General features: G+C 47.2%; 11 protein-coding genes, 1 tRNA gene and 2 pseudogenes. 10 read left to right on the top strand and 4 right to left on the bottom strand.

Annotated features, from left to right (window positions below):
- Positions 1–49: 49 nt before the first annotated feature.
- The gene (locus AC6ESP_RS21860) at positions 50–5,836 is read left to right on the top strand and encodes an OmpL47-type beta-barrel domain-containing protein (protein ID WP_497098855.1); all 5,787 of its coding nucleotides are present in this window, start codon (positions 50–52) and stop codon (positions 5,834–5,836) included.
- Positions 5,837–5,882: 46 nt separating this feature from the next.
- On the opposite strand, the gene AC6ESP_RS21855 is transcribed toward AC6ESP_RS21860, so the two are convergent.
- On the bottom strand, positions 5,883–6,926 hold the full coding sequence (locus tag AC6ESP_RS21855) for a LacI family DNA-binding transcriptional regulator (protein ID WP_497098854.1): 1,044 nt from the start codon (positions 6,924–6,926) through the stop codon (positions 5,883–5,885).
- 176 nt (positions 6,927–7,102) lie between these two features.
- On the opposite strand from AC6ESP_RS21855, the pseudogene AC6ESP_RS21850 reads away from it, so the two are divergent.
- A pseudogene (locus tag AC6ESP_RS21850) lies at positions 7,103–7,350 on the top strand (IS5/IS1182 family transposase); the annotation flags it as partial.
- Positions 7,351–7,524: 174 nt separating this feature from the next.
- Here AC6ESP_RS21850 and AC6ESP_RS21845 read toward each other — a convergent pair.
- Positions 7,525–8,385, bottom strand: coding sequence for an AraC family transcriptional regulator (locus AC6ESP_RS21845; protein WP_497098853.1), 861 nt, complete (start codon positions 8,383–8,385; stop codon positions 7,525–7,527).
- A gap of 133 nt (positions 8,386–8,518) precedes the next feature.
- On the opposite strand from AC6ESP_RS21845, the gene AC6ESP_RS21840 reads away from it, so the two are divergent.
- The 8 genes and pseudogenes from AC6ESP_RS21840 to AC6ESP_RS21805 all read left to right on the top strand — a co-directional run bounded on the left by AC6ESP_RS21840 (position 8,519) and on the right by AC6ESP_RS21805 (position 14,079).
- Positions 8,519–10,405, top strand: a complete 1,887-nt coding sequence (locus AC6ESP_RS21840; protein WP_497098852.1) for an ADP-ribosylglycohydrolase family protein — start codon at positions 8,519–8,521, stop codon at positions 10,403–10,405.
- A gap of 3 nt (positions 10,406–10,408) precedes the next feature.
- Positions 10,409–10,636 (top strand): hypothetical protein, encoded by a 228-nt coding sequence (locus AC6ESP_RS21835; protein ID WP_497098851.1) that lies wholly within the window; start codon positions 10,409–10,411, stop codon positions 10,634–10,636.
- A gap of 14 nt (positions 10,637–10,650) precedes the next feature.
- Entirely contained in the window at positions 10,651–11,262 is a 612-nt protein-coding gene (locus AC6ESP_RS21830) for an amidohydrolase family protein (RefSeq protein WP_497098850.1), read from the top strand.
- 179 nt (positions 11,263–11,441) lie between these two features.
- Positions 11,442–11,997, top strand: a pseudogene (sigK, locus tag AC6ESP_RS21825) (RNA polymerase sporulation sigma factor SigK).
- A gap of 347 nt (positions 11,998–12,344) precedes the next feature.
- Positions 12,345–12,908, top strand: coding sequence for an RNA polymerase sigma factor (locus AC6ESP_RS21820; RefSeq protein WP_497098849.1), 564 nt, complete (start codon positions 12,345–12,347; stop codon positions 12,906–12,908).
- A 34-nt stretch (positions 12,909–12,942) separates the two neighbouring features.
- Positions 12,943–13,581, top strand: a complete 639-nt coding sequence (locus AC6ESP_RS21815) for a DUF4367 domain-containing protein (RefSeq protein ID WP_497098848.1) — start codon at positions 12,943–12,945, stop codon at positions 13,579–13,581.
- A gap of 119 nt (positions 13,582–13,700) precedes the next feature.
- Positions 13,701–13,771 (top strand) — tRNA-Ala (locus AC6ESP_RS21810).
- 128 nt (positions 13,772–13,899) lie between these two features.
- Positions 13,900–14,079: a hypothetical protein gene (locus AC6ESP_RS21805; protein ID WP_497098847.1), complete on the top strand. Its 180-nt coding sequence runs from the start codon at positions 13,900–13,902 to the stop codon at positions 14,077–14,079.
- Positions 14,080–14,214: 135 nt separating this feature from the next.
- Here AC6ESP_RS21805 and AC6ESP_RS21800 read toward each other — a convergent pair whose 3' ends face one another.
- Positions 14,215–15,090: a tetratricopeptide repeat protein gene (locus tag AC6ESP_RS21800; RefSeq protein WP_497098846.1), complete on the bottom strand. Its 876-nt coding sequence runs from the start codon at positions 15,088–15,090 to the stop codon at positions 14,215–14,217.
- A 4-nt stretch (positions 15,091–15,094) separates the two neighbouring features.
- Positions 15,095–16,051: an ATP-binding protein gene (locus AC6ESP_RS21795; RefSeq protein ID WP_497098845.1), complete on the bottom strand. Its 957-nt coding sequence runs from the start codon at positions 16,049–16,051 to the stop codon at positions 15,095–15,097.
- Positions 16,052–16,077: the final 26 nt, after the last annotated feature.

Genomic DNA, 16,077 nt, shown 5'->3' with positions numbered 1-16,077 from the left:
TAAAGCGCTTACATTATTGAGTTTAAGTATAAGGGAGGCTGTTTATAGCATGTGTAAAAAAGGTATCTTGGGTGTGGTTTTTTGTATATTTTTAGCTGCGCTGCTATCCCCAGTTCCGGAAAGTCTGGCTGTTGGTGCTGGAGACACCGGCGTACTGCAATTTCAAGACGATTTTAGCGAGGGCATGTCGTTATGGAAGGGAGTAAAAGGATCATGGGTTGTTGACAACGGCGCTCTTCGGGTAACCTCGGGCAGCACGAACGAAATTGAGCCGAAGGGATCGAATTCCGTTTGGCAGGATCAAATTGTCGAGTTTCGAATCCAAATAGTGGCAGCGCCAGGAGGCGGTTTTACAAGAGTCTTTACAAGGTATGTGAGCAACACCAGCAATTTGGGATTGTTGATCAGACCTACGGGGTTAAGCTATACATTAAATGGAGCTGCGGAGTCATACCTTTCCGGTTATACATTTACCGTGGGTACTAACTATGACGTAAAGATGATGCTATCAGGAAGTACGGCAACCATCTATGCCAAAACGGAAGGGGCATCCAATTACACGAGCGCAGGGACGATTGCAGGCTTGCCCGTACAAAACGGAAAGCTGAAATTCCAAACCTCCAACGACAAGGTACTGTTGGATAATGTCAAAGTATCGAATACGCAGTCTTCCGCTTTTATGGCGAATGGAAGCGTGCTGTCTTCATTAAATTTGGGAAGTCAATCTGCTTTGCAGCTAATCAATACAACCGGAAAAACGGTTGTTTGGACCTCTAGTGACACGACGAGGGCAATCGTAGATGGAAATGGTGTGGTAACTGCTGTAAGCAGGGGCCTGGTAACTATTACGGCTGCTACGGCTGACAATCTGGAACAAGCCAGATTTGATATCTATATGAAGGACCCGGTCGATCCTGCAGGGGTATTGCAGTTCCAGGACGATTTCAGCAACGGCATGAGCTTGTGGAATGCCGTATCCGGAGCATGGGGAATCGATTATTCGCAGCTTATTTCCCCGGCCGCTTCATCCTCTCTGCTTGAGCCGAAAGGGACCGATACAAAGTGGAGAAACATGACGGTATCCATGAGATTTAACCGACTAGCCACAAGCTCAAACGACAACTTCATTTCGATCAAATTAAGGTATGTCAGCGAAGCGGATTATACACGTTTGCTGATCAGAGGTACCGGATTAAGTTATATCCAAGCAGGCGGAGCAGAGCAGTCTTTTTATGCAACGACATTTAATACGGGGACGGATTATGATATCAAATTGGTCGCCTTGGACGATTTGGTGCAAGTGTATGTAAAAAGAGCGGCCGATCCTGAGTATACCGTTGCGGGAGCGATTTCCAATGCTTCCTACAATTTCGGCAAGGTACAACTGACAACTTACAATGTAAAGGCCGCTTTAGATGACATTCAAATATGGAACCATGAAAGTTCACCATTTATTTTAGGTAAAAAGTTAAGCGCTTTCACTACAGGACATGGCGAAACGCTGCAGTTGACGAATACAACCGGGAAAAATGTAGTGTGGAGTTCAAGCGACAACCAGGTGGCGACAGTAGATCAGACGGGAGCTGTTACAGCGCTCGCGCGGGGACAGGCGGTCATTACCGCAGCAACCTATGACGGTCTCTATCAGGATAAGGGTGAAATCGTGGTTAAGGATCCGATTAATTCTACCGGAGTATTGCAGTTCCAGGACGATTTCAGCAATGGCATGAGTGTATGGAAATCTGTATACGGGGCGTGGGCGGCTGATAATTCCCGGCTTTCTTCGACCTCAACGGAGTCCTCTTTGATCGAATTGAAAGGGACGGAAACAACGTGGAGGAATCAGACGATTTCTATGAGGTTTAATCGGGGCGAAAACCTGACGGGCAATTTTATTTCTATAAAGTTTAGGTATGTCAGCGAAGCGGATTATACACGTTTGCTGATCAGAAGCACCGGATTAAGTTACGTCAAAGCAGGCGGCACGGAGCAGTCGATGTATGCAATGACTTTTAACACAGGGACGGATTACGATATTAAATTGGTCGCCCTGGATAATTGGGTTCAGGTTTATGTGAAAAGCGCAACCGACCTTGATTATACGTATGCGGGAGCCATTTCTAATGTTTCCTATGTATCCGGCAAGGTGCAGTTGACGACGTACAATGTAAAGGCGACTATAGATCATATACAAATATGGAACCATGAAAGCTCACCCTTTGTCCTGGGCACCAAACTTACTGCGATCGCAAGTGGAAATAGTGAGCCGCTGCAACTGACCAATACGACAGGGGAAAATGTGGTGTGGACATCAAGCGATACTCAGGTGGCGACTGTAGACGAGACGGGTGTGGTTACAGCCATAGCGAAAGGTCAGACAGTCGTTACTGCTGCAACGTATGACGCTTCCTTTCAGGACAAGAGCGATATCGTCGTATATGTCCGGCCTACAGGTGTTACCCTCAACAAATTGGTCGCATCACTCTACGTTGGGGAGGCAGAGGAACTTACGGCTTCGATCAGTCCGGTGGATGTAGATAATCCGTTGACTACATGGACTTCCAGTGATCCTTCCGTGGTAAGTTTGGTAGGAGGCTCCAGTACTTCCAGAGCCATTAAAGCCTTGTCTGCAGGAACGGCGGTAATCACCATTACTACCGTAGACGGCGGATTCTCGGCTTCGACGCAAGTCGTTGTGAATCCTGTGCCGGAACCAACCATATCGATGGCCGAATTTGAGATTGATCCGACTCCACAAGGCCTGCCATCCCATTTCTTAGGAGCACATAACGAACAACTGGTTAAGGTTGGAAGAGTACCTGATTTTCAGTTGGAAAGCTTTGATCATCTGGGCATGGACCTCAAGCTTCAAAATGTTCGTGGACCCGATGGAACGGCTGCAAATTACTACTTGTACAACGAAGGCACGGTCATGAATTCAAAAGATCCACGGTATCAGCAATTCTACGGGAATCGAACCGTTGGGGTGGTAGAGAGTGTGAATCTGCAGCCCGGTTATCCGGGATTATACCTTGCAGACTCCTACCATCTCGCCAATACGCTGGAGGTTCCCTACGTATTTGTATTGAATGTAATCTCCCAGTCCGTGGAAGACATTCTGGCCCAAGTTCAACAGATGAAGCAGCAAACGACACAACCCATCTATGTGGAAATGGGGAACGAGCTATATTCCATCTTGTTTGATGCAAGCTTCCCGTCAGTCTCTGAATATATTGCCAAATGCCAATTGATCTATCAAGGAATCAAAAGCATAGATCCTACCATTAAAATCGGGATTGTGGCTGTGGCCAAAGATTTGGAAGACCGAATAGCGGCTGACCCCAATAATCTGCCAGACCCCAATGTGGATTGGGGAGCTACTCAAGGGGGGCGCGTTGCTCTATGGAATCAAACACTAATGGCGGACAACAGTTTCTACGACGCCGTCATCGTCCATGTGTATTCACCCATTCCAAATTTATTTGATCTAACGAACAGCAAAATGATGAGATACTTATATACGTATAATCAAAGTGCATTGGAAGGTCTGTTGATTCAGAAAAACCAATTCCCAGACAAGGAAATATGGGTTACTGAATGGTCTTCTCTTCCAACCGTCCTATTTGGAGAGACAGACCCTAACGAAAAGGCACGCAAGCAATTTATGAAAACCCCGGCATTTGCGATGCACAATATGGAACGGGTGCTGCAAATGATCGAGTCGGGTGCAGTGACGATTTCGGACGTACATTCGATGGTAGATCGCCAAGGGTTTGGCATCGTACAGCAAACCGCGGCTGGAGAACTCGTTGAATTACCGAATTATTATGTATTTAAAGCTTTGGGAGGTCTGCTTGACTCTAATAGCAGCTATTACAAGCTCAATCTTGCACAAGGCAATGTTCAAAATGAAAAGCTGCGGTTCATAGCAACGGATGTTTATTATGACATTGCGGATGTTGGTGCATGGGGATTTGGTGATGCCAACGGGATTAAGAAGGTCGTTTTTGCCAATCGGACCATGAACCCTGTCAATGTTTCCATACCCGGATGGGAACTCAAGACAAATTGGGTATATGGGGGCTCCAATCCTTTACCCGAATTTCTGACGAACCCGAATGCGAGTTGGTTGGACGCGCCACAAGTTAATCCGTTACCGGAGACGCCAGCTTCTATTTTCACCGGAGAGATCCAATTGAAGCCTTACTCCATGACGATTGTGGATGTCATTGCGCTTGTCACAGCGGATTTATCTCCTTCACAGCCGGATGGACCAAATGGGCGATACAAAAATCCGGTAACGGTTACATTGTCTGCACCGCAATCACAGGGGGTTACACAGTCCGAATATAGTCTGGATAGTGGGAATACGTGGCTGGCATACACGGGGCCGATCACGTTTGAGCAGGATGGCCTCTACCATATCAGCTATAGATCCATAGATCATGAAGGCAATTCAGGGAGCATTCAGACGGTTTCATTCAACATTGAAAGGAATGCCTCGAATCCCACTGTCAGATTTGAGACTTATGGAGGCTCGACGGTTGACAGCCAAACGGTAAGCTACGGAGATAAGGCGATGAAGCCGTCCGATCCGACAAGAGAGAGCTTCAGCTTTGGCGGATGGTACACGGATGCAAGCTATACAACGGAGTTCGACTTCGTATCGGCCAGCATCACGGGAGACGTTGTGTTGTTTGCGCGATGGACTAACACCGTGGCACCTGTGACGACGGCGGAGTTGTCTGGTGCTCCGAATGGCGAGGGCTGGTTTAATGAAGATGTGACGGTTACCTTGACGGCTGTGGATGAATCAGCGGGTGCGGTGGGGACCGAATACAGTATCAATGGTGGGACTGTTGCTGCTTACATGGCACCAATTGTTATTCAAAACGAAGGAACGAGTACGATCGGTTATTTCTCTACAGATGCCGCAGGGAATGTGGAAGCGGCAAAATCGTTGCAAGTGAAATTGGATAAAACAGTGCCGGAGGCTATATTAACGCAGTCCGGTCACGCAGTTGCGGACGTGACAGATGCGGATACGCTGAGATTTGATTTGAACAGTACAGATGCTCTCTCAGGTGTGGCAACACAGACGTTGATTTTGGATGGCGCCGAGATTAGCAGCGGGCAAACCATCGCCGCAGGTAGTCTGGCCTTAGGTGCACATACGGTGCAATATCGTGTAATGGATGCAGCGGGCAATTTGGTGCAATCGACACAAACATTCAACGTTGTGAAGCCGTTATCGGTTGGGGCACCAGGTAAACCAGTGTTGTCAGATAATAGCGGTCAGGCAACTGGATTAAAAGATGGTAACTATACAGTCACGATGAACATGTGGTGGGGAAATAACGGCTCCGTGTTCAAGTTGTATGAAAATGGCGTACTTATTAGTACGAATACTTTGACAGACGCGTCCCCGGCAGCACAAGTGGCTAAAGTGGATGTGAAAGGCAAAGCGAACGGCACCTACACCTATACATGTGAACTTATTAATTCCTTCGGAACGACAACCAGCGACCCACTTGTGGTCCAAATTACGGACGCATTACCAGGTAAACCGGTACTATCTCAAGATAATTGGGATGGAGATGGAAACTACAAGGTAACAATGAACATGTGGTGGGGCACCAACGCTTCCGAATATCGCCTATACGAAAATGGCATTCTGATCGAAACGAAGAGCTTGAATGCAGCTTCTCCAAGTGCTCAAAGCGCCGTGACGACGATTGCTGGCAGAGAGATTGGTGTGCATGAGTACCATAGTGAATGGGTCAATGCGGGTGGCGTTACCTCGAGTGATAAGATTACAGTGGAAGTAACGAAATAAGAGGTAACCTATCTCCTAGTAATGTCTATGGACTATCGAAAAGGAATCATTTTAGCTGATGAGCAGCCGTAGTGCTCCCAATGAATAATTCGCCTTGAATACGGATGTGCTCATTGGGGAGGGTAGGATTAGCGATACGCCATAACATCCGATGGGCTGCCCGGTATCCTGTTTCCCGGATGGACAGCAGAGGACGGGTAAATAACGGCAGCAGCTCCTGTTGTTCGTTCATGATACCTATTATGGAAATATCTTGAGGAATGCTCAGTTGAAGCTTGGTGCAGAGTTGGTATACGGAGGCAACCTCTCCGTCGACTCCGCAGATGATAGCTGTGGGAGCATAGTGAACAAGCCTATCACTAAGCTCCTCCAGCCACTGGGGATGGGTGCTCCGCTCGCTGGTCGAATGGATAATCGGGTCAACCTCCGTATGGAATTCATTCATGGCGTGAAGGAAGGCCTGCCAGCGTAAAATATACCCTCTTTGGGAATGTGTATCACCCACATACATTATACGTTGATGACCGATGGATTGCAGATAGGCGACTGCTTGATAGGTTGCTTCGTAGATGTCCCAGATGACACTGTCCACTCTAGTCCCTAGCGGGGGATAGCTAAGCAGTATCCTAGGAATGGATAGTCGAAGAAGTGCAGGCTCCCAAGGTTTGGGGACGATACTGGGAGCGATGAATAAGCCATCGGCAAACTCGAGTCCCTTCACTTCAATCCAGTCGTGAATCTCCGTTTCTCTGATAGCGCCTGGAAGCATACAGGTTTCAATATGATGGCCGAAGGAAGCGAAGCGTTCGTGCAAGCCTTCGAGTAACAGTCGGTTGTAGCCAACCGATTGTTCGGTTTGTATAAGTAAGAATCGCATGCGTTCCATCGGATAAGAGACAATGCGTTCAGCCCTTAGGCTGCGAATCTGGTCTTTCGTGAAGTAGCCCAGCTTTTCCGAAGTTTCGATAATAAGCTGCCGGGTAGTCTCAGACATGCCCGGCTTTCCTTTTAAAGCCTTATTGACCGTCTGTACGGTTAGTCCCAGCTCCTTGGCGATCGTCTTTAATGTGACCTCCTTGCGTATAGGCATGAATGTGCCCCTCTTCGTTCAGAATTCATATACGTATCGTAGCATGTTCTTGTTATTCATTAAACAAAAATTAAACTTAATTTTCAGCGATCATAGTATTATGATGGAGACGATCACGTTACATCATGGAAGAACGGAAGTAACACCGGATGAGGTGGGTTTCAGGCTTGAGGGCAGATCCGAGCATGCATGTCTGCAAGGCCGGACATATGGCGGTCAGAAAAATGCGGACAGGAAAAAAAGAAAAGAACAGAAACCAAAAGGCTACTGAATGTCATGACTTTAGAGAAAAGTCGATGCAGTGCTACAAAATAGAGGCAAAAACAGTGAATTAAAACATAGGTACGGGTACGATGTAGCGGCATCCTCGGGTCTAATCGGCATGGAGAATCAAGGAGGACTGGCAATATTCACATTAATTTGATGCGAATAATGAAAATGAATAATTAAAATCTAGCAAAAAGACGTGTATGAGATTAGAAAAAAGACGGCTCCTTCCATTAAAAAAATGGAAATGAGTCGTCTTTTTGTTTAGTAAATTTTGAAATTTTTAAAAACATGAGAGTTCTTCAGCGGTCTCCCTCTAGGCTTACGGGTTTTACCTATTATTGCGGTAATGCTGCGGAGCCATGCCTTCCATCTTTTTAAACATCCGGCTGAAGTAAAAGGGATCTGGATAACCGACCTCCTCCGCAATTTCTTTGACACTATTGGTTGTATGGAGTAGTAGGTGTTTGGCTCGTTGGACTCTAAGCTGATGAATATAATGGTGAATATTGGTGTTGGCGTATTTTTTAAATACCTGGCATAGATATTCATATTTTCGATCCAATACTCGCTCCAGGGTTGCTTTCGTAATATCAGACTCATAGAAATTGTTCAAATGATCGACAAGCCTGCGGAAAGTAATATAGGAAACGGGCACTGACGTGTCGAGATGATTTTGCTCGAGGCAATCATTCGCCAGAACCCTGAACATTTGGGCAAGCAGCAGCGTAGCATGAAAGCGAAAATAACCCGTCGGATGCTTTAACTCTTCTATAAGTTCGTCGAACAAGCCCAGCAACTTGTAACGCTTGCTGGTCTTGAACTGGCGGGGAATGATAAGAAGATCTTCATGAAGGATCTGGGCTGTTCTAAGTTCCGTACGCTCGGCATGGACAATATTTAGTTCGGATGCCCGATCCAAGGCAAATTCATTCAGACCCGGATCACTGGAAAATTGTACCCAAAAAAACTGGCCTTGAGGTTCTTGTGAATTCCAACCTGTATGCTGATCCCAGGGCATCATAAGTAGTGACTCGCCGGTCTGCAACGTCAATTGTTTTCCGTTGACCTGCAGATGTACAGTTCCATCGGCAATAACGATCAGTTCATAATAGGGATTGTGATGCTGACTGAAGAAATTGGGATTATTGGCATTGAAAAGATTTGCCCATTTAACATCCAGCTTGGACAATCGGGACAGCGAGTAGAACATGGCATCCTCCCATTTATTTTAATCTGTAAACAATACCTGATCCATGGCTCTGGAAGAGAGCGCTTCCTATAATGAAATCATTACCATTATAACAAATGACGGAGGTTAACACATGGGTACTAGTATTTTAAATGAACAGGATTATTATCGGATCGTTTACGGGGGATGGCTTGGCAAGAATATAGGGGGGACTCTCGGGGCGCCGGATGAAGGAAAGAAGGAATTGCTGGAACTAACCTATTATGGAAGTTTGCCGGACGGACCTCTGGAGAACGATGATCTGGATCTACAGCTGGTATGGCTGCATGCTTTAGAGCAGTATGGCCCGGGATTGACGGCAAAAGAGCTGGGGCAGGAGTGGTTGGAGCATGTCTTTTTCCCGTATGATGAATACGGCTACGCCCTGACGAATATGCGAAGAGGTCTTCTCCCGCCGGTTGCAGGCTGGTTCAACAATCCGTTCAATGATTGTATGGGATCGCCTATCCGATCCGAAATATGGGCAATGGCGGCACCTGGATCGCCGGAAACAGCGGCCCATTATGCCTATCAAGATGCTATTGTCGACCATTCCGGCGGTGAAGGTGTGTATGGTGAAATGTTTTTTGCGGCATTGGAGAGCGCCATTTTCTTCGAGAAGGATCGCGACCAGTTGATTGCCATCGGTATGAACTATATTCCGGAAGAAAGCCGAACAGCCAAAGCATTGAGGGACTTGCTTCGCTGGCATCAGGAAGGAAAGAACTGGATAGAAACGCGAGAGCTCATTCTGCAGCATCATGGCAATGACAATTTTACCGACGCTCCGCAAAACATTGCGTTTACGATTCTTGGATGGCTGTATGGGCAAGATTTTGAGGATGCGATTTTGAAAGCGGTCAACTGCGGCTATGATACGGATTGTACGGCGGCGACGCTGGGCGCGATACTCGGTATGCTGTTAGGACCGGAAGGACTGCCTGAGAAATGGGTGAAACCGGTTGGCGACCGGATCGTGGTAAGCCCTCCGATCAAAGGCTTCCCAGCACCAACGAATTTGGATGAACTGACCCGTCGGACGATCCGTATGGGCAAACAAATTCTTGCCGCATGGGATACGGGTATTCTGGTGCATCCCGATCTGCCGACAAGATTTGAGAGGGCTGAGACTGGGGATCAACCCAATGATGGGGTAAGGGAGCTATGGGGACGAAAAGTAACAAGCAATCGGTATCTGCTGCCGCAGGGAAGCAAAGGCTGTCCGGATGCCGAACTGGAGATCGATTATGGTTCAGAAGGCCCGGCGATTAGAGCAGCTCAAAAGAAGCGACTGCCACTAACATTCACGAATCGTTCGCAAACCCGGGTAGAGGGAAGCCTTGCAGTGGCGCTACCAGCTGATTGGGAGGGGCCGAGTGCAGTTGAGGTTAATCTCGAGCCAGGCGAATCTTTCCGATGGGATGTAGTAATTAAAGCATCGATTGAAGTCGCTGCAAGCTACGAACTCACATTCAGTTGGACCCGGATCCATGACCATACGGTATGGGTTGTTCAGAACATACCATTCACTTTAGTTCATGCATCGAAATGGCTTGTCTGGGGACCGGAAGGGGACGAGGGAAAAGAAGTAGATACCTCTGGGAATCGACTGGATTGGAAAGAGGCACTTGGCGTTGAAGCGTCAGGGAGGATTGACGGTGTGTACCGCGCACAAACAACGCTCTTCAACCCAGTTGAGCGCAAGCTTCGACTCATTGCTGCGGCGAACGTTCCCGTTAAGCTGAAGTTGAACGGACGGGTTGTCATCGACTGCGAAGAAACGCTGGAGTTCATGCCAGCCTATCATCGTGCCCCGCAGGAGCAGCGGATAGAATTAACATTAGCAGCCGGGACTCATAACCTGGAAGTAGAAGTTGTCAGTGAAGGTGTTTCTCCACTCGTGTACGTCCTGCCGGTTGCCGTGGAGAAAACCGCATCACCGGGACCTTACTATTATTATACCGATATCCTGTTGGGGTAAAAAATGAGAATCGATGCGCATCAGCACTACTGGAAAACGGAACGTAAGGATTATGGATGGCTGACTCCAACGCAAGGGATTCTTTATGCCGATTATATGCCGGAGCAGTTGAATGCAACCTTGACTAGCTACGGCTTCGATCGCTCAATTGTCGTGCAAGCTGCCCCTACGCTTGAAGAAACAGTATTCATGCTTTCGCTATATGTAAATATGATAGTATCGCTGGCGTAGTAGGATGGCTAGATTTGGATTCACCTGGGTTTGCCGAGTCGTATGCGGAATTCCGCAAGCATGAGGGCTTTGTCGGATTCCGTCCGATGTTGCAGGATTTGCCGGATCCATGGATACTTCGCCCGCAAGTCATGAAGAATCTGGAGATCGTAGTCCGAGATGAGTTCCCGATTGACTTACAGTTAAGACCTCGCCATCTCCCGCATATCCTGAAGGTGCTGCAGACATTCCCGACGTTTAAAGCGGTAATCGATCATGCGGCTAAACCTTTCATCGCGGAGTATGTCTTAGAGCCCTGGAAGGGACAAATGGCCGAACTAGCCGCCTATCCTAATGTGATGTGTAAGCTGTCCGGTTTAGTCACGGAAGCAGACCAACAATCTTGGGTTTGGGAGGACTTAGCTGCCTATGTGCAGCATGTACTTGCGGTTTTTGGTGCGGATCGAGTTCTGTTCGGCAGCGATTGGCCGGTATGCTTTATGACGTGCAGCTATGGCGAGGTTTATGAAGCCTTGCAAAAGGCGCTTCCCTACAGCTTGTCGCAGGAGGAGCATACGGCAATTTTTGGTGCCAATGCCTCTAAATATTATTTCTTGAAGTATATAGACGGTACTAAAGGTTTTTAGAAATAATTTTATAACTCTTAAGGGAGAGCAGTCGATGACCCTTAGGAGGGATTATGATGAACAACACACTCCAGGACGATCAAAATCCGGAGATCCAAGCCATAAAAGCAGCCATGAGAATAACCAAGAATAAGCGAATGTTTGAAAGATATCAAACCATATTACTCTACTTACATGGGATGAAATACGAACAAATTGCTTTCATTGTGGGCCGAACCGCCCACAACGTCAAGAAATTCGAAAATACCGGCGAGGATCTGGAGGACTTGATCTCGATCGGGACAATTGGCCTGATCAAGGCAATTGAGAGCTTCCAGACCGGCAAAGGCACGAAGCTCGCGACGTTCGCGGCTCGCTGTATCGAGAACGAAATACTTATGCACTTGAGGTCTTTGAAGAAGACCCGGAAAGACGTATCGCTGCATGACCCGATTGGGACGGACAAGGAAGGCAACGAAATTACGCTGATCGATATTCTCGGTACGGAGGCTGATGATATCGTCGACAAGGTGCAATTGAAAATCGAGAAGAGCAAGATTTATAAAAATCTTGATATATTGGATGACCGCGAGAAGGAAGTTGTAATCGGAAGGTTTGGGTTGGAGCATGGCGGGGGATGAGCGGACGCAACGGGAGATTGCGAAGGAGCTTGGGATCTCGCGGAGCTATGTGTCGCGGATCGAGAAGCGGGCGCTTATGAAGCTGTATCATGAGTTTTATAAGGCGAAGCGATAGGAAAGAGCGAAATTCAAACTTTTAATTTAGTCTTGTCGTTAATAACGATAAAGTTATGGTAGCGATTTCCCGATGTTATATCCATTCAAGAACCAAACGGAACACTACCGTTTGGTTTTTATTGTTTAAGCACTCCACACAAGTGAAGTACGTGGCAGTATATTGGAAGTAAAAGCTGCATTGACAGCATACTGTTCATGTGGCTTTTCATCGTATGAAATTCATGCTAGAAGGAGTATGGGGACTTAAGCTCAAATTCACAAAATCTTTAATGGACTGTCAGATTTAAAGCGCAGTGCAGCGAAAAATGCACTCAGGCCGTCTAATAAGGTGGAGGTGATAATTCAGTGAAGCCGGCCGGCTCGAATAACAAGGAAAATTTCCCGAAAGATCCTTCTCAAGCTCTAGAGCAACTGATGGAAAGCTATGGCTCGACGGTCATGCGCACCGCTTATTTTTATACCGGCGATCGGCATTTTGCCGAGGATATCAGTCAGGAGGTATTCCTTCGCGCTTATCGCAACTGGAATTCGTTTCGTGGAGATAGCGCGGTTAAAACCTGGTTGACGACGATCGCCATCAACGTTTGCCGGGACAAGATGGGCGTGCGGATGTTTACGGAACAGCCGACCGATCCCAGCGGGATGGAGCGGGGACGGATATTCGACGTGGAAGAAGAAGCGCTTAAAAGATTGCAGAAAAGCGAGATTTTGCGGCATATGCTGCGTCTGCCTCTGCCGTATCAGGAGGCTTTGTATTTATATTATTATCTGGACTTGGACACACGGGAAATTGCGAAAGCGACGTCGTCGCCCGAGGGTACCGTGAGAAACAGACTGCACCGGGCGCGGGAGGCGTTGGCTCGGGAAATGCGCAAAAAGGAGATAACCGATGACGGACATGGAGCGTAATTTACGGCAACATTTGCAAAAGGAGTCGGATGATATGTTGTTCCCTAAAATGGAATTGAGCGATAGCGTGAAACAGAAGATCAGGAAGCAAGCCGCCGCGGAACAGAGAAGCCGCCGCCGATTCGTTCTTCCGAAAGCCTGGCTTGCAGGAGCGGCAGCGCTAGTCGCGGCAGTCGTCATAGTGACGGGATTGCCGATGCTGCAAGAGCCCGCCGCAGTACCGCCGCCAACGGATAATTCGTCGGGAACCGTGCTGCCCGGAAACGGTGGAGCCACAGGTTCGGAGTTGTCCCAATTGATTACAACTCCATTCGGAAATTCGGAGGCAGCGAAAACAGCTTTCGGTTCCGGTGTGCATGTTCCTCAAGTCGCCCCGGAAGGCTTCAAGCTGGCTGAGATCGTCGGGGTGGGAATGAAGGACCAACCGCTCAGAGATTTGAACTTCACATACGGTTCGGGTGATAAGACGGTGACGTTCAGCGCGAGCCGCATGCCGGCGGCGTTCCCGACGGACCTGTTCACACAGACCAAAGTGAGCGGAGCGGACGGCTTTATTTTCGAGCAAGCCGAGTTCACGGAGCTGTTCTGGGTGGTTGACGGCATTCAGTATGGCGTGTCCGGTCCGATTTCGGGCGATGAGGCCATGAAGGTAGCCGAATCGATTGAGCCTTAATGAGTTGATGCGTGTAAATGCTAGATAAATTGGGGTAGTGTAATATCCACATACGGGAGCACGAGCTGGTTGGTTACACTACCCTAAAAGTAAGACGAAGTAAGGCGAAATGACACGGGGGGCTTAGCTCAACTGAGATAGCGCTTGCATGGCATGCAAGAGGTCAGCGGTTCGCTCCCGCTAGTATCCATCAACACTTTAAACACAAACGGCAGAAATGCCGTTTTTTTGTTTTGATTTTGTTACAGCACACTAGTCATGTGGAGTGCGTAATACTAATGATTCAAATGTAGTGGTTTTATGATTGGATTACTATTAGTGGGAATAACAACACTATACTTTATACATGCACGTCTTCAGACATTGACTTATAGTGTCTCTGGACTCGTGTTCGGTGCAGGTGGCGAAGACTTTATCCGCTGCTCCTACGCGGCATCGCTAACTAACCTGACCGTGGTGTTAGAGCGGATGGAGCGCTGGATGTGGACTATTCGTTAATGATAAAGAGAAGTCAGCCCGATATTAGATAGATGCGCTGAAGCATGCTATCACATATCGGCAGACTTTTTTTGTATAGGAGAGCTGGGGATAGAGGCTTACGTTATCATATGCGATGATGAGAAAGTCATCTAGTTACTTCTTGAATGTCCAACCAAAAACTTTTACATGTACAAGTAGTTTGGTCAACCAATGGGTTGCGATATAAATGATGATAAAGACAATAATTAGCGGCTTGAAGAGGACCCACGCTAGCATCCAACTAACAAGTATTTGCCAAGGCTTTAACTTTTTTAATAGCTTCGTTGGAGCTAAAATCATTCGGTAGAGTTTGTAGCTCTGCTGGAGAGCTTCCAAATATTCATCTCGAATTTGTTGATTATTAGGATTGAGACGAATCGCATTGCCGAGTAGCATTAGATGCTGATCGTACTCACCACGCTGTGATGCTGCCCAAGATAGATAGAGGAATACTTGCTCAGACTCGACTTCTAAGCGAAGTGCTTGTCGTTCTAGATTTCGAGATTCACTTAAGTTGCGAAGCAATGCTTCGTTATAACTTAATACAGCGATATACAGTGGATTGTCTGGATCGATCTCCAAGGCTTGGCGAATGTGTTTGTTAGCCTCTTCATGATGACCTTTCAAATGATTGACATTAGCTTGTATGTAAAAATAGTGATCTTCATAGGGATCAATCCGCTGCGCTTCAAAAAGTACAGATTGTAGTTCTTTCCACTGCTTTGTATCATAATAGGCAACTGTTCTATTAAACCAAGCAATACGATTCTCTGGATCTCTTCGTAAAGCTTCTTCAGACCAATGATGAACCTCGTCGTATTTCTCCATTTGTAGGTATACATGTGCAAGCATGGCATAGGCATCAGCATCCTCGGGTGTTTCTCGAATTAGGTTTTGTGCTTCTTCCGCGGCTTCTTTAAGCCTATTCCAATTGATCAACTGATTGATTTTATTGTAACGTATGCCAATGGAGTCCAATTGTGTAGTCATTGTATTATTTCAACCCGTTTGCTTTCATATATTCGAGGACGTTCTGATAGTCCTGATTCACATCACTGAAGGTGGCATAGTTCTTAGCAGTGGAGAACCAGTCCAACGTCGTTGCTTTGCGGCTCTTACTCGCTTTTTTCAGGTCATCCTGCGTAATTGGTTCAATCACTCCGCTCTTCATCATACGTTCTACTGCGAGTTCCACGGAATCCTTCACAATTTGCTCCAAGTCCGCACCAGAGAATGATTTGGTCTCCTTCGCGATTTTAGTGAGATCCAACTTATCAGTAGGTTTGCCAGCAAGCTTCAGTCCGAGAATCGTCGTGCGTTCCTCTTCTTCTGGCGGTGGTACGAAGATAAGGTGATTGAACCGGCCAGGTCTACGTAGTGCGGAGTCCAAATACCAAGGTGTATTGGTTGCAGCAATGACGAATACTTGGTCATTGAAGTTTTGGAGTCCATCTAGCTCAAGTAACAGCTGATTAACGAGCATTCGATCATGATGTTGATTCATTTGGTTGCGACTGCCACCCAGCGCATCCAGTTCATCTATGAAGATGACGCAGGGCTTATTTTCACGAGCCTTCTCGAATAGGTCATGAAGATTATGCTCACTTTGCCCAACATACATAGATAGAATCGCTTGTAGCTCAATATGCATGAAGTTCGCATTGATTTCTCCAGCAACGGCGCGAGCGAGGAATGTTTTTCCGCAGCCTGAAGGCCCGTACAGAAGTAGACTTCCACCTGCTTCTCGACCATATGCAGCAAACATCTCCGGTTGTAGTAGAGGCAGGATGAAGTTTAGTCGAATCTTCTTTTTGACCTCTTCAAGGCCCCCAACATCATCGAAGGTTTCCTTAGGCTTATCACTCTCGACGAGGTGGTTGTCGGTCTTGTCGAATCGAAGAACCTTTAGCTTATTTCGTCGACGCTCATCAAGATCATTGCGATCAGACATTTGGGTACATCCTCCTCATAATGGAT

This window comes from Paenibacillus xinjiangensis, assembly GCF_059686975.1.
The sequence above is the reverse complement of the archived record's forward strand: the minus strand, read 5'-3'. Positions and strand labels throughout refer to the sequence as shown.

Bases quoted from the DNA above. Each gene is read 5' to 3' on its own strand.
- AC6ESP_RS21835 (WP_497098851.1), top strand. From the start codon at position 10,409: ATGAGAATCGATGCGCATCAGCACTACTGGAAAACGGAACGTAAGGAT.
- AC6ESP_RS21840 (WP_497098852.1), top strand. From the start codon at position 8,519: ATGGGTACTAGTATTTTAAATGAACAGGATTATTATCGGATCGTTTAC.
- AC6ESP_RS21795 (WP_497098845.1), bottom strand. From the start codon at position 16,051: ATGTCTGATCGCAATGATCTTGATGAGCGTCGACGAAATAAGCTAAAG.
- AC6ESP_RS21855 (WP_497098854.1), bottom strand. From the start codon at position 6,926: ATGCCTATACGCAAGGAGGTCACATTAAAGACGATCGCCAAGGAGCTG.
- AC6ESP_RS21815 (WP_497098848.1), top strand. From the start codon at position 12,943: ATGTTGTTCCCTAAAATGGAATTGAGCGATAGCGTGAAACAGAAGATC.
- AC6ESP_RS21800 (WP_497098846.1), bottom strand. From the start codon at position 15,090: ATGACTACACAATTGGACTCCATTGGCATACGTTACAATAAAATCAAT.
- AC6ESP_RS21860 (WP_497098855.1), top strand. From the start codon at position 50: ATGTGTAAAAAAGGTATCTTGGGTGTGGTTTTTTGTATATTTTTAGCT.